Source organism: Aeromonas sp. 82P, assembly GCF_051919365.1.
Classification (GTDB): Bacteria; Pseudomonadota; Gammaproteobacteria; order Enterobacterales; family Aeromonadaceae; genus Aeromonas; species Aeromonas veronii.
Genome location: NZ_JBQBEV010000001.1, coordinates 2190236 through 2204303 on the forward strand (window position 1 = coordinate 2190236; position 14068 = coordinate 2204303).

The 14068-nt window shown below is 58.8% G+C and carries 10 protein-coding genes and 2 pseudogenes; 7 read left to right on the forward strand and 5 right to left on the reverse strand.

Annotated features, from left to right (window positions below; translation table 11 throughout):
• The first annotated feature begins 111 nt into the window (after positions 1-111).
• The 4 genes and pseudogenes from ACTG2S_RS10095 to ACTG2S_RS10110 all read left to right on the forward strand — a co-directional run.
• Positions 112-573 carry a hotdog fold thioesterase gene (locus ACTG2S_RS10095; RefSeq protein ID WP_257690299.1) on the forward strand — a complete coding sequence of 154 codons (462 nt, stop codon included), beginning with the start codon at positions 112-114 and terminating at the stop codon, positions 571-573.
• Positions 574-753: 180 nt separating this feature from the next.
• Entirely contained in the window at positions 754-2655 is a 1902-nt protein-coding gene (locus tag ACTG2S_RS10100; protein WP_005337260.1) for a DEAD/DEAH box helicase, read from the forward strand.
• A gap of 332 nt (positions 2656-2987) precedes the next feature.
• Positions 2988-3470 (forward strand): molybdopterin-binding oxidoreductase, encoded by a 483-nt coding sequence (locus tag ACTG2S_RS10105; protein ID WP_274160406.1) that lies wholly within the window; start codon positions 2988-2990, stop codon positions 3468-3470.
• A gap of 1 nt (position 3471) precedes the next feature.
• Positions 3472-3726: pseudogene (locus ACTG2S_RS10110) on the forward strand (putative bifunctional diguanylate cyclase/phosphodiesterase); the annotation flags it as partial.
• Position 3727: 1 nt separating this feature from the next.
• Here the strand turns inward: ACTG2S_RS10110 and ACTG2S_RS10115 are convergent.
• The 5 genes and pseudogenes from ACTG2S_RS10115 to ACTG2S_RS10135 all read right to left on the reverse strand — a co-directional run bounded on the left by ACTG2S_RS10115 (position 3728) and on the right by ACTG2S_RS10135 (position 8874).
• Positions 3728-4885, reverse strand: a pseudogene (locus ACTG2S_RS10115) (IS3 family transposase).
• A gap of 8 nt (positions 4886-4893) precedes the next feature.
• Positions 4894-5526, reverse strand: a complete 633-nt coding sequence (locus ACTG2S_RS10120) for an IS1 family transposase (RefSeq protein ID WP_274160407.1) — start codon at positions 5524-5526, stop codon at positions 4894-4896.
• A 232-nt stretch (positions 5527-5758) separates the two neighbouring features.
• Positions 5759-7081 (reverse strand): Na+/H+ antiporter family protein, encoded by a 1323-nt coding sequence (locus tag ACTG2S_RS10125; protein WP_005361308.1) that lies wholly within the window; start codon positions 7079-7081, stop codon positions 5759-5761.
• 273 nt (positions 7082-7354) lie between these two features.
• Entirely contained in the window at positions 7355-8032 is a 678-nt protein-coding gene (rnt, locus tag ACTG2S_RS10130) for a ribonuclease T (protein ID WP_005333780.1), read from the reverse strand.
• A 98-nt stretch (positions 8033-8130) separates the two neighbouring features.
• A complete protein-coding gene (locus ACTG2S_RS10135) occupies positions 8131-8874 on the reverse strand; it encodes a phosphatase PAP2 family protein (RefSeq protein ID WP_274160408.1) in 744 nt (247 codons plus the stop codon).
• Between the two features lie 248 nt (positions 8875-9122).
• Between ACTG2S_RS10135 and ACTG2S_RS10140 the strand changes: the two genes are divergently transcribed.
• The 3 genes from ACTG2S_RS10140 (at position 9123) to ACTG2S_RS10150 (ending at position 13931) form a co-directional block, all read left to right on the forward strand.
• On the forward strand, positions 9123-10244 hold the full coding sequence (locus tag ACTG2S_RS10140; protein ID WP_274160409.1) for a 4-phosphoerythronate dehydrogenase: 1122 nt from the start codon (positions 9123-9125) through the stop codon (positions 10242-10244).
• 194 nt (positions 10245-10438) lie between these two features.
• On the forward strand, positions 10439-11455 hold the full coding sequence (locus ACTG2S_RS10145) for an aspartate-semialdehyde dehydrogenase (protein ID WP_005344937.1): 1017 nt from the start codon (positions 10439-10441) through the stop codon (positions 11453-11455).
• 271 nt (positions 11456-11726) lie between these two features.
• Entirely contained in the window at positions 11727-13931 is a 2205-nt protein-coding gene (locus ACTG2S_RS10150; protein ID WP_274160410.1) for a FimV/HubP family polar landmark protein, read from the forward strand.
• Positions 13932-14068: the final 137 nt, after the last annotated feature.

Here is a 14068-nt window from a genome sequence, read left to right on the forward strand (position 1 = left end):
TACCAAGTTACCCGGTAACCAACAACTCACATAACCGAACCATGTTGCCGATGGAGGGAGTTTCACCCATATCGGTACGCATTCATCGCTTACATAAGGAGTCTGCTCGCAATGAGTCACGATATTGCGCCCATCTGGCGTAAACCCATGAGTCTGGAGGGGCTCAACGCCACTTCTCGCAACACCCTGATGGCCCACCTCGATATCGTCTACACCGCTTTTGGCGCCGATTGGCTGGAAGCGACCATGCCAGTGGATCACCGTACGCACCAGCCCCTTGGCATGCTCCATGGTGGCGCGTCCGTGGTGCTGGCGGAAACCTTGGGCTCGATTGCCGCCAACATGGCGGTCGGGCCAGATAGCTACTGTGTGGGGCTGGAGGTAAATGCCAACCATCTGCGAGCCAAACGGGAAGGGGTGGTGACCGGGCGTTGCACGCCGCTCCATCTGGGAGCAACGACCCAGGTGTGGCAGATTGAAATTCGGGACGAACGTGAGCGTGTATTGTGCACCAGCCGACTGACCATGGCGGTGCTCAAACACAAGCGGGGCAAGGACTCCAGCGAGGAGTGATCTGCAATAACGCACTATGAGTGCAAAATAAGCAAGCCATACTCGTCAGATCCCTCTATAATTGCCAACGTCTTGAGAGGCTTATCACATTTTTCAAGACAGCAGAACAAAGTGGCGCTATAATCGCCGCCTTTTTGCTATTCCGCGGTGTTAGCCGCCTGCCTTAATCTGGAAGAATCTATGTCTGATACCGAACAACTGCCCCTTTTTAGTGAGCTTGGACTGGCCGCGCCTGTATTGAAAGCGCTGCAGGACGTGGGCTATGAGCGCCCGTCACCGATCCAGGCCGCAGCAATTCCCCACCTGATGGCGGGACACGATCTGCTGGGGCAGGCGCAAACCGGTACAGGGAAGACCGCTGCTTTTGCCTTGCCTCTGTTGTCTCGTCTGGAAGCTGGTAACCGCAACACCCAGATCCTGGTGCTGGCGCCTACCCGCGAACTGGCGCTGCAAGTGGCTGAAGCGTGCCAACGCTACGCCCACCACATGCCTGATTTCCACGTACTGCCGATCTACGGTGGTGCCTCCTACGAAACCCAGACCCGCGCCCTGCGTCGCGGTGCCCAGGTTGTCGTCGGTACTCCGGGCCGCGTGATGGACCTGATCCGTCGCAAGAACCTGGACCTCTCCGGCCTGAAAGCACTGGTACTGGACGAAGCTGATGAAATGCTGCGTATGGGCTTCATCGACGACGTTGACTGGATCATGGAGCAGTGCCCGAGCACTCGTCAGGTTGCCCTGTTCTCTGCCACCATGCCGGAGCAGATCCGTCGCGTGGCCCAGAAGCACCTGAAGCAGCCCAAAGAGATCAAGATCGCCTCCAAGACTGCTACCGCTACCACTATTCGCCAGCGCTACTGGCAGGTAACCGGTCTGCACAAGCTGGACGCCATGACCCGTCTGCTGGAAGTGGAATCCTACGAAGCCCTGCTGGTGTTCGTGCGTACCAAGAACGCTGCCGAAGAGCTGGCTGGCAAGCTGGCCGCCCGTGGTCACGCCTGTGAAGCGCTGCACGGCGACATCCCGCAGAAACTGCGTGAGCGTACCGTCGACAAACTGCGTCAAGGCCAGCTGGATATCCTGATCGCCACCGACGTTGTCGCCCGTGGTCTGGACGTTGAGCGCATCACTCACGTAGTGAACTACGACATTCCGTACGACACCGAATCTTACGTTCACCGTATCGGTCGTACCGGTCGTGCTGGTCGTAAAGGCGAAGCCATCCTGTTCGTCGCTCCGCGCGAGCGTCGTATGCTGCGCGCCATCGAGCACGCAACCCGTCAGGCCATCGAGCCGATGAAGATGCCGAGCACCGAGGACATCAACCAGCATCGTCTGGCCAAGTTCAAAGAGCGCATCCGCGAAACCATGATGGGTGAAGAGCTCGAGATCTACCACAACCTGGTAAACGAGCTGATCGAAGAGGATTCTGCCGATCCGCTGGAGCTGGCTGCCGCACTGGCCAAGCTGGTACAGGGTGACCAACCGCTGCTACTGGATGACTCCATTCCGGATCCGCTGCTGAATGCTGGCAACGATCGTGGTGGCTTCGAGCGCCGTGACTTCAACGACCGTGGCGGTCGTGACTTCGGTGACCGTGGCGATCGTCCTGCCCGTCGCATGCCGTCCCTCGAACCGCGTCCGCTGAAAGACAACCCGGATGTGGAGATGGAGCGCTATCGCGTAGACGTGGGTGCCCATCACGGCGTCAAGCCGGGCCAGATCGTAGGCGCCATCGCCAACGAAGCGAACATCGAGAGCCGCTTCATCGGCAACATCGACATCGCTGATGACTTCTCCACCGTCGATCTGCCGAAAGGCATGACCGCCGATGTACTGGAAGTGATCAAGAAAGCCCGTGTTTGCCAGCGTCCGCTGCAAATCACCCGCTACACCGAAGTGCCGGCCGGTGGCAACACCAGCAGCCGTCCGCCCCGTGGTGATCGTCCGTTCCGTGGCGACCGTCCTTTCAACAAGGATCGCCGTCCCCAGGGTGACCGTCCGTTCAACAAGAGCGGGGAGCGCCGTGAAGGTGGCTTCAACAAAGATCGCAAATTCGGTGGCAAGCGTCGCGAAAGCTGATTGCTGATCCCGTTATGAAGAAGGCCGCTCATTGAGCGGCCTTTTTTTGTATCTGCGATAGGGACTGTACCGTCAGTTTGCCTTTGTGGGGTCATATTTCTGTTCCACAACCTAGGTCGAGAGCCAAAGGGACATGAATATTTTCCGATGCAGTTGTGACATTCGGAGCCTGGATGCCATGCTTTTGGTGGCATTCGGGTACAGCCTGATGCTGGTTGCCTGATGTGGTGAGCTGGTTGTAGCAACATTGTTTTGCATTGTGACTCTGCCGTTGCCATGTCGCTGGGCAGAGTGAAACCAATAAAACAAACAGTACGATACGGAGGTCTATCATGGGTGGATGGCTTGGCAGGATGCTGCTGTTATCCGGCTGTCTCGTTTCTGGCATGGTGTTGGCTGATGATCCCTTCCTCAAGATCAAGGGGGATGGCTGTTGCAATGGTAAAGGGGAGGTCGTGTTGACCCGGGCCGAGTTTGAGGCCTTACCTCAGACAGAGGTCAAGCCCCAGACCCCGTGGACCGAGGGGGATCACACCTATCGTGGCGTGCTGCTGCGAGACTTGGTCAAGATGTATGGTCTCAAGAGTGGGGAGGTCAAGGCGGTCGCCATCAATGACTACTGGGCGGCGGTGCCGCTGGAAGGTGGGGATAAATATGCGGTATTGCTGGCCGAGAAGCAGGATGGCAAGGCGTTGACCCTGCGCAACAAAGGGCCGCTCTGGATCATCTATCCCCTCTCTGATCATCCGGAGCTGGACAAGGAGCTCTATCACAGCCGGATGGTGTGGCAACTGACGGCGATTGAGAGCAAATAAGATGCTGCGCGGCAAGTTTCTGAGCTTGATCCTGATGGTGACTGCCTTTTTGGGGGTCGCCATCTGGTCGGTCTGGAACTATGACCGTGCATTCAATGCTGTGACTCGCTATACCCAGCTCTCCGCCTGGGCGTTGGCGCAGCTGGAGCTGGAAATCCGTGGCTTTGATGAGGCGCTCTCTCTCTATCGCACCGGTTCGACCAGTCAGAAAGAGATGAACAAGCGTTTTGATATTGCCTGGAACCGCCTTGTAGTGGTCAACTAAATCCGGACACTTGGTTAGGCCGAGTCTCGGCTTTTGCTGGCGGTATTCCGTCATTGTGTTGATGTGGACGCCGCCAGTTGTAGTAATCCATCAGGTAGTAACTGATATCCCGCTTTGCCTGCCGCAAGCTCATATATCCCATAGCCGGGAGCCACTCTGACTTCAGGCTTCTGAACAATCGCTCCATCGGGGCGTTATCCCAGCAGTTACCACGACGACTCATGCTCTGGGTCATGCGATAGCGCCACAGTCGTTGCCGAAATGCCAGACTGCCATATTGGCTGCCCTGGTCAGAGTGAAATAGCACACCGGATGGGCAACCCCGCTGCTGATAGGCCATCTCCAGTGCTTTGATTGCCAATTCTGCATCAGGTTTATCAGACATCGCCCAGCCCACGACCCGCCGGGTGTGCAGGTCAAGCACCGCTGCCAGGTAATGCCAACGACCACCTGCACAGACATAGCTGATATCACTACACCTGATTGGGTTGCGGAACATCAAATTCGCGGGCCAGCAGGTTGGGAATGTCCGGTCGTTCAGACTGTGCCACCTTATAGCGGTGTGCGCCCGGCAGTTTGGATGCCAGCCCGGCTTCCTTCATCAGGTTACGTACTTTGAATCGACCAATCTGATACCCCAACTCCCGCATCATCGACATCAAGGCGCGGCTGCCAGCCGAATCCCTGCTCGCTTTGAACAACCGGCGCAACTCACAGCGCTGTTGCATGCGCTCACGGTTAATCGCCCGCCTACGGGCCAGATAATCGTAAAAACAGGAAGTGGGCACATCGAAGGCGCAGCAGACCAGGGTGATGGGGGCTTGCTCCCTTAATCGGTCTATCAGCGCGTACGTGTGAACTCGTCCGCCATCAAGAGAGCAGTAGCCTTTTTTAGAATGTCCTTTTCACGTTCGAGCCGGTTGATACGGGCTTCCAGCTCTTGGATTTTCTGCTGTTCCGGTGTCAGTGCTTTGCTGATTGGGGTTGTGTCGCAGCGTTCGGATTGGAGCTGCTGAACCCAGCGGCGAAGAACGGTTTCACCGACATCCAGTGAACGGCTGGCTTCAGGGACAGAATATCCTTGGTCGAGCACCAAGGATGCGGCTTCGAGTTTGAATTCGGCAGTAAATGAGCGACGTAATCTTGTCATTGAACACCTCAGGTCATGGTGGCGACTGTACCACCTAAAATGGTGTCCGGGATGATTAGACCACTACACTTCCCGGTCAGATGCATCTCACTCGGCACCTCTCTGGCATAGCTTCCCCAGTCATCACTGGTTATAAAGCCTATCTGGAACGGAGAAAGCAGGCTCAGCAAGTGACGGCATGTCTCATCGTTGCGTGGGCCAAAGGTATATGCCACGACTCGTTTTCTCTTGGTATCAAAGGCATACCAAAGCCAATGTCGATGCTGTTTATTGCCGACATAGGCCCACTGTTCATCAAGTTCACAGATAAGCGCCACGTCATCGAGCACCACCTTTTCGGAGGTTACTTGCCTTGGGGTGAGTTTTTTAAGGCGCGTATGACGGTATACCAATCTTGAGCACGCGAGCAGTATCACGAACACCTGAGCCGTTGAACGCCTATCAACAATCTTGTCTTTGACGCCAGGCTTGCGGGCTTCATAGGTGTAGGTGAGCTGAAACACGTGCGGACAGACGGGGCAACGATAGCGAACATGGCCGGCAGGGGTCTTACCATGGCGATATACGTGGTCAGAGTTGCAACGAGGACAGTGAATGGTGATGGATGCCATGAAGCTGTCGGTCTCAAAAGAGTTCATCATATCAACTCAACCGATCGGATGCATCACCGGACTTTTTGCTGTTCTGCCATCGCTACTTTATCTATCGGAGCATCATGCAGGAGGTTGCGCTGGGTTAGCGAGCGGTACCTTTTCACCGTCACCACAAGCTAACGTGCTGTTGTTTATCTAGTCGAATACAACAAGAAGGCGACCATCAGGTCGCCTTCTTGTTGTGCATTGTGACGTGCAGAGTTCGCAGCCTGAAGGGCTATCAGAGCACCATGGCGGCAATCCAGCCGAAGATCACCAGCGGGATGTTGTAGTGAATAAAGGTGGGCACCACGCTGTCCCAGATATGGTCGTGCTGACCATCTGCGTTGAGGCCGGAGGTGGGGCCCAGCGTCGAGTCGGAGGCCGGTGAACCCGCATCCCCCAGCGCGCCTGCGGTACCAACCAGTGCGATGATCGCCATTGGTGAGAAGCCGAGCTGCAGACAGAGCGGCACATAGATGGTGGCGATGATGGGCACGGTGGAGAAGGAAGAACCGATCCCCATGGTGATGAGCAGACCCACCAGCAGCATCAGGAAGGCGGCGATCCCCTTGTGCTGACCGATGCCGGAGGCGACCACCTGAACCAGAGAGTCGACACCGTGAGTTGCCTTCATCACCGCGGCAAAACCGGCGGCAGAGATCATGATGAAGCCGATCAGCGACATCATCCGCACCCCCTGAGTGAAGGCATCCTGGCTTTCGCGAAACTTGATGACGCCGCCGCAGGTGAAGATGACAAAACCGGCTAGCGCACCCAGTACGATGCTGTTGGTCATCAGTTGCAGCCCCAGCGCTACGCCAATGGCCAGCAGAGCCACCCAGATGTGGGTGAGGTTGAGCTCGACCGCTTCGGGCTCGGCATCCAGGATCTTGGCCAGATCGTACTGGCGCGGTTTGCGATAGCTGATGAATACCGCAATCAGCAGGCCCAGTACCATACCGGCAACCGGAATGGCCATCGCCAGCGGGATCTGGCTGGTGGTGATGGGCACGCCGTTATCGATCAGGTTCTTGGCCAGAATATTGTTCAGGAAGATGCCACCAAAGCCGACCGGCAGCACCATATAGGTAGCTGTCAGACCAAAGGTGATGACACAGGCCACCTGACGACGGTCGATCTGCATCTGCGCCATCACATGCAGCAGCGGCGGGATCAGGATGGGAATAAAGGCGATGTGAACCGGGATCAGGTTCTGGGAGGAGATCGCCACGGCCAGCACGGAAGAGAGCAGCAGGGTTTTGACCCACATGATGCGGGTCGAGCTGGCATCCTTGCCCAACTGGTTGATCACCTTGCGGGCCAGCAGGTCGGTGATCCCGGAGCGGGAGATGGCAACCGCAAAGGCGCCCAGCATGGCGTAGGAGAGGGCAATCTCGGCGCCACCGCCCAGGCCACCGCTGAAGGTGGTGAGGGTATCGGTCAACGACAGCCCACCGACCAGGCCGCCAGCAATGGCCCCCAGCGCCAGCGAGACCACCACATTGATCCGCAGCAGACTGAGCACCAGCATCAGCCCGACTGCGATAACAACTGGATTCATTTGATTTCCTTATAGTTTGTTATTGCTGTCTGTCATGTGAAGGGGAGTTAGTTTGCGAAAAATGTGACAAATGTCGAGAAAAAAATCAGTCAAACCCCTCATATCGCAGCAGCATGTGGCACAAGGTTGCTCAACATGAGGGTTTGTGACCTGTTTGTCTCCGTGCATCCCGTACGCAGCGGTGGATAGTGACGTTGATAGCGATTTCCGGTGCGCTGAGCAATCAATCACGTCCCCAAAAAGCGAAGGCTGCCAGTGGCAGCCTTCATCCGTTTATTCTTGTCCCTCATCGTCGGCAGGGGCATCGGTTGTGTCATCATCCGGATGCGCTGGCGGCCAACCCCCCATGCTCTTCCAGCGATTAACGATATGACAGAACAGCTCTGTGGTGCGTTCGGTGTCATAGAGGGCTGAGTGCGCCTCTTTATTGTCAAACGGGATGCGGGCGCTCTGGCACGCTTTGGCCAGCACGGTCTGACCCAGCGCCAATCCGGAGAGAGCTGCGGTGTCGAAGGTCGCAAACGGGTGGAACGGATTACGCTTGAGGCCAGCCCGCTCGGCTGCCGCCATCACGAAGCCGTGATCGAAGGTGGCGTTGTGGGCCACTATGATGGCGCGGCCGCAATCCTGCTCCTTCATCCCCTTGCGGATCCCCTTGAAGATCTCGGTCAGCGCCTCTTTTTCCGAGACAGCGCCACGCAACGGGTTGTAGGGGTCGATGCCGGTGAACTCCAGCGCGGCCTTTTCCAGGTTGGCCCCTTCGAAAGGCTCGACATGAAAGTGGAATACCTGATCGGGAACGAGCCAGCCCTGCTCATCCATTTTCAGGGTGTAAGCCGCGATTTCGAGCAGGGCATCGGTCTTGGCGTTGAACCCGGCTGTTTCAACATCGATGACGACGGGGTAAAAACCACGGAAACGGCCCTTGAGGGTATGAACTGCGTCGGTCATGGGATCTCGGTCGGGATAAAATGAGGCGGCATTATGGCAAAAAAGCACAGGCTTGTCCCCCATCCCACGCAGTCGGCTGCGGCAAGGTGGCGCCGGATTCAATATCTGTGCAGCCACCAACGGGCGGCAATCAGCGCCGTGAGCGTGCCTAACAGGGCGCTGGCCAGCACATCCACCGGCCAATGCATTCCCATTACCATGCGCGACAGACCAACCCCCAGCGCCCACAACGGCAGCAGCCAGACGCCCGTGGGGGCTCGGGCCAGCCAGATAAGGCCAAAGAACTGGGCCAGGCTGATGGCGGCGATACTGTGGCCGGAGGGGAAGGCGTAGTTCACCTCGTCCTGCCAGTGGTGGCCGAGCCACTCTGGCAGGGCCAGCAACTGGCTGGCGGCGTGAACCTGTTCACTGCGCACATCGACGCTACTGGCGTAGAAGTGCTTGATGGCCGGGATCAGCGCCTGACTTTCAAGCCAGAGCAGATAGGGTCTGGGCTCTTCGGTCAGGTATTTGATCAGGCTTTTGAGCACCCAGTCGCTGGCGAGCAGGGCTGCCAGCGCGCATCCCAGCGCAATAAAGGGAGTCAGCTCCAGTTTCAGTTTGTAGCGGGTCAGCAACAGCAAGAGGGCGCCACTGACCCCGATCCCGGGAATATCGACCATGCGGGTGAGGGCGTATGACCACCATAACCAGCCTGATTGCAGGGAGCCGGTCAGAAAAGGCTGCCAGGGCAGGGTGGCGAGCAGCAGCAGGGGCAGGATCAACAGGGCAGTGAAGCCAAGCACCTGACTGCGGGTGAGTGAAGCGGTTGACATTGGGAGCGACGAAGCGTGTGGCGGCATGGTGGGTATGGGCGATCGCGAATAAAGAGGGGCATTGTGCCACCGTGACATGCCCGGACAAAGCCGAGCAGCACGTTTGTTACCTCTGCTTACACATTTGTGGCGACATCCTCTTTTTGAGCGGGCGGATGGAGCGGCTGCCGCGCAATGTGGTCCCGTTTCGCGCCGGATTGCATCACAGGCTGAAATCTCGGGCGGCTTTGCGCTAGAATGGCGCCCCCGTGGCGGTTGTGACCAAAGAGAGCCCGATGAAGATAGTCGTTGATGAGAATATGCCCCATGCCGTGGAGCTGTTTGCCGAATTTGGCGAGGTGATCGCCTTGCCCGGACGGCAGATGCAGGCCCACGATCTGCTGGATGCCGATGTGCTGCTGGTGCGTTCGGTCACCCGCGTAAACGGCGATTTGCTGGCGACCAGCCCCAAACTCGGGTTTGTCGGCACCGCCACCATAGGCACCGATCATGTGGACAAAGCCCTGCTGGCAAGCCGCAATATTCCCTTCTTCAGCGCCCCCGGTTGCAACAAGTATTCGGTGGGGGATTATGTGCTCTCCGCCCTGCTGGTGCTGGCGGAGCGTTACGAACTCGACCTCTCGGCCATGACGCTGGCGGTGATTGGCGCGGGCAATACCGGCGAGTGCGTGGCTGGCAAGGCCCAAGCGCTCGGCATGCGGGTACTGCGCTGCGATCCGCCCAGGGCGCGGGATAATCCTGATGCGGGCTTTGTCGATTATCAGACCGCCCTTGGCGCCGATATCGTCAGCTTCCACGTGCCCATCACCCGCGAAGGGCAGGATGCCACCTACCATCTGCTCGATGCCGAGCAGATTGCCGCCCGTCCTGCCGGGCAGATCCTGATCAATGCTTCCCGTGGCGAGGTGTGGGATAACCGGGCCCTGCTGGCACGCCAGCTGAGCGATAAGCCGTTGCGACTGGTGATGGATGTGTGGGAGAACGAGCCCGAGCCACTGGCTGCGCTGGTGCCCCATATCGAGATTGCCACCCCCCATATTGCCGGTTACAGCCTGGAGGGGAAGGCCCGCGGTACCTGGATGCTCTATCAGGCGCTCTGCCAGCAGTTGGGACGCCAGCCTCGTCAGGATTTGAGTAAGCTCCTGCCAGCCCCCGATGTGCAGGCGGTGGTGCCGGGCCGCGCACCGGATCAGGCGTTGATCAAGCAGCTGGTGCATCTGGTCTATGACGTGCGTCGCGATGATGCCCGTTTCCGGGCCCGACTCGGCTTGCCCGGTAGCTTTGACGAGCAGCGCAAACACTACCCCGAGCGCCGTGAACTATCCTCCCTGCAGATCGAGGGGGCGTTTGCCGACCAGGCGCTGGGCGAGCTGGGATTTGCGCTGTCACGCCCCTGAATCGGGGCCTAGGAGTTGGAAGATAACCGGAAGGGGTGAGCCGTACTGGCTACCTCGCCCCCATTTTTTTACTGAGCTGGCGCAGATGCTACTGCGCCAGCTCAGCCATATCAGGCAGCGTTATCTCGCAGTGCGGGAGCCTGCCGACCATGGTGCCACCCGGCGCCATTGCAGCATTATCAGAGGAGAACAGAATGAGCCAGCAGTTTAACGTAGCGGTATTGGGTGCCAGCGGCGCCGTGGGTCAGGCGATGATCGAGATCCTGGAAGAGCGCGAATTTCCGGTAGCGACCCTCTATCCGCTGGCTTCCAGCCGCAGCGCCGGTGATACCGTGCGCTTTGGCGGCAAGAACCTCGAGATCCTCGATGTGGAGGAGTTTGACTGGAGCCAGGTGCAGATCGCACTCTTCTCCGCCGGTGCCGAGGTCTCTGCCAAGTGGGCGCCGATTGCTGCCGAACACGGCTGCATCGTCATCGACAACACCTCCTGCTTCCGTTACGACGAAGATATCCCGCTGGTGATCCCGGAAGTGAACCCGGATGCGCTGGCCGATTTTCGCAATCGCAACATCATCGCCAACCCCAACTGCTCCACTATCCAGATGCTGGTGGCCCTGAAGCCGCTGCACGACGAAGTGGGCATTGCCCGCATCAACGTGGCCACCTATCAATCCGTGTCAGGCTCCGGCAAAGAGGGGGTCAGCGAGTTGGCGGGTCAGACCGCTCATCTGCTCAACGGTCGTCCGGTGGAACCGACCCTCTATCCGCAACAGATCGCCTTTAACCTGATCCCGCAGATCGACAGCTTCACTGACAACGGCTACACCCGTGAAGAGATGAAGATGGTATGGGAAACCCAGAAGATCCTCGGCGATGCCAGCATTGCCGTGAATCCGACTTGCGTGCGGGTGCCGGTCTTCTACGGCCACGCCGAGGCGGTACACGTCGAACTGCACCAGCCGCTCGATGCCGAACAGGTCAAGGATCTGCTGCGCAATGCGCCGGGTGTGACCCTGTTTGATGACGAAGGGGACTATCCGACCCCGGTGCGTGATGCAACCGGCAAGGATGAGGTGCTGGTGGGTCGGGTGCGCCAGGATATTTCTCATCCAAGTGGTATCAATATGTGGATCGTGGCCGATAACGTTCGTAAGGGCGCGGCAACCAACAGTGTACAGATTGCCGAGCTGCTGGTTCGCGACTATCTGTAAGGCTGGTCAGATGCCACAGATGCGCAGCAGGGAGTGCTGCGCATCCGGCCTGTGATCAAACCGGGGTGTGACCCATGCCGCACTCCGTCACTTCAAGATTCTGTTGCGATATCAACTGATTAAGTTTTTTCCTACACTCAGGGTCAAGTTGGGTGCTAAATGTGTCGGACTGCTGGCTTGCCAGGCGAGCCTGATTTATATTGAACCGACTGTTTTGGGGTAACTATCCAGATTTTTCAATGTGATAGGGCCGTCATACGAAGGAACGAATATGGGACATTCCCGCATAACATTGGCAACGCTACTCGCATTGGGTCTGCTGGGCACCGTCCAGGCTGAAGACTCGGCGCGGGAGCCTTTTTTTGTCGAGCTAAAAGGCCCTGACGAACCCGCACCTCCCGCCGTCAATTCCCAGCCGCTGGCGCAGCCGGTCGCCAGACCCGTCGCGCAACCGGTGCGTACAACCGCCCAGCCGGTGGTGCGTCAGGTCACTGCCAATGCCGGTAGCTATGGCCCTGTTCGTCCGACCGATACCCTCTGGAGCCTGGCGAGCAAATATCGCCCCTCCAATCGGGTCAGCGTCTACCAGACCATGGTGGCGATTTACGAGAAAAACCCCCGCAGTTTTGCCGATGGCAATATCAACCACATTCTGGTGGGATCCCGCATTCTGCTGCCGACCGCGGCCGAGGCGAGCGTCATCACTGATGCCGAGGCCCGCGCCAAGTTCCGTAGCGACAACGCCAGCTGGAAGGGGTTAAGCCCCAAATATCTGGCTGACAAGCAGGCCCATACAGCCAAGCCGGCTGCCGCCAAACCCGCGAAGGTGGAAGCCACCAAGACCGAGCCGGTGAAGGCTGCGCCTGCGCCGCTGCCAGTGGCGAAAGCCGCCCCCATTCCCGCCCCGGTGGTGGCACCGCAACCGGCTGCTGAAACCAAAGAAGTGGCCAAGCTGAGCGAGCCTGCGCCGAAAGAGGCGGTAGCACCTGCTCCTAGCGCTGCAGAAGGCACCACCCCGGCGCCTCTGCCTTCCGATCTGGATAAACCGGTGGGCAAACCGGCTACCGAGATGGCGCTGGCACTGGAAGATGCCAATGCCCAGCTCGGCCAGGTGACCGAGATGAACCACAGGCTCAAGCTGCGTCTGCAATCCCTGACCGAAGAGGTGGAGACCCTCAAGGCCCAGCTGCAGGATCAGACCGCGCTGCAAAAAGAGATTGCCGAGCTCAAGGCGCAACCGGTCCCGCCGGTGGCAGCCGAGCCTGAGCCTGAGAAAAACTGGTTGATGGATCTGCTCTCCTCACCGCTCAACCTCGCCATGATCATCCTGCTGCCGGTGCTGCTGGTATTGGCGCTGGTGACTCTGTGGCTGCGTGCCCGTGCTCGCCGCGAACTGGAAGAGCAGGAGAAGAGCCTCTCCGAATCCACCGCCATGATGATGGATCAGGAGCAGAGCGAGTTTGATGATCTGCTGAGCGTCGATGTGACCGACAACGAGCCGGTGCGCCCGGTGCCGGATCTCAACACCCCGGATGGCTTTATGCCGATGGAGCCTGACGAGCCGGCCGCCAAGCCGGATGTCGACTTGGTGTTCAGCGACGACGGTGAGATGGAGCTGCAGGGCTTTGAGCCCGAGCGGATGGCGGCCCAGCCAGCCAGTCGTGACCCGGATCTGGTGCCGGATCTCGATCTCTCGCTGGATGAGCCCATCGCGCTGGCCAACGAGCCCGCCATGGATCTGGCCAGCGAGTTCAATCCCAAGCCCAAGGCCGCTGACGAGATCATGAGCGAAGAGGAGCTGCAGGCAGCCTTGTTTGCCGAGCTGGATGCGGATCTCTCCGCCGACCTCGAGCCCGATTTGAGCTCCATCGACGAAGTCGGCGCCGCTGACGACGATCTGGCGAGCTTCGATCTCGGCGATTTCGACAGTGCCCTCGACGAGCCTGCTGCTGGCAAAGATGATAACGCCATTGATCTCAGTGCCGCAGAGGACGCTGACGAGAGTGCGGATGCCATGCTGGCCGAGCTCGGTCTTGAGCCTGTCAAGGCGAAAGAAGCGGAGCTGGATCTGGAGTGGGATCCCAACGAGCTGGCGCTCTCCGATTTCGAAGATGCGTTCGCCGAGGTGGAATCTCATCCGGCAGATCTCCAGCCCCGTGAGCAGGCACAGGAGAGTGGCTACGTCGAGATCGACAAGCTGCTGGCCGAAGCAGATGCCACCGCGCCGGAGCAGGAGCCTTATCAGGGCTTCTCGCTGGATGTGGGGCTCGATGGCTTCCCCGAGGTGCTGCCGGAATCCACCGGATTTGACGTGGATGCCGACGACGGCGGTGTGGGTGCCAAGCTGGATCTGGCTCGTGCCTACCTCGAGATTGACGACAAGGATAGCGCCCGCGAGCTGCTGCAAGAGGCGGCGGAGCAGGGCAGCGATCACCAGCGCGCCGAAGCCGAGAAGTTGCTCAAGCGGTTGGGCTAAAGGATTTCCCATCACGGGATCAGCAAAATGGGGGCAGCCAGCAGGCTGCCCCTCATATTTTGGCGATTTGCGATGGGGGATCATGGCCGTGCAGGCTCGCTATCCAGGCCAATTGCGCGTGTGGTGGGACTTTTCGG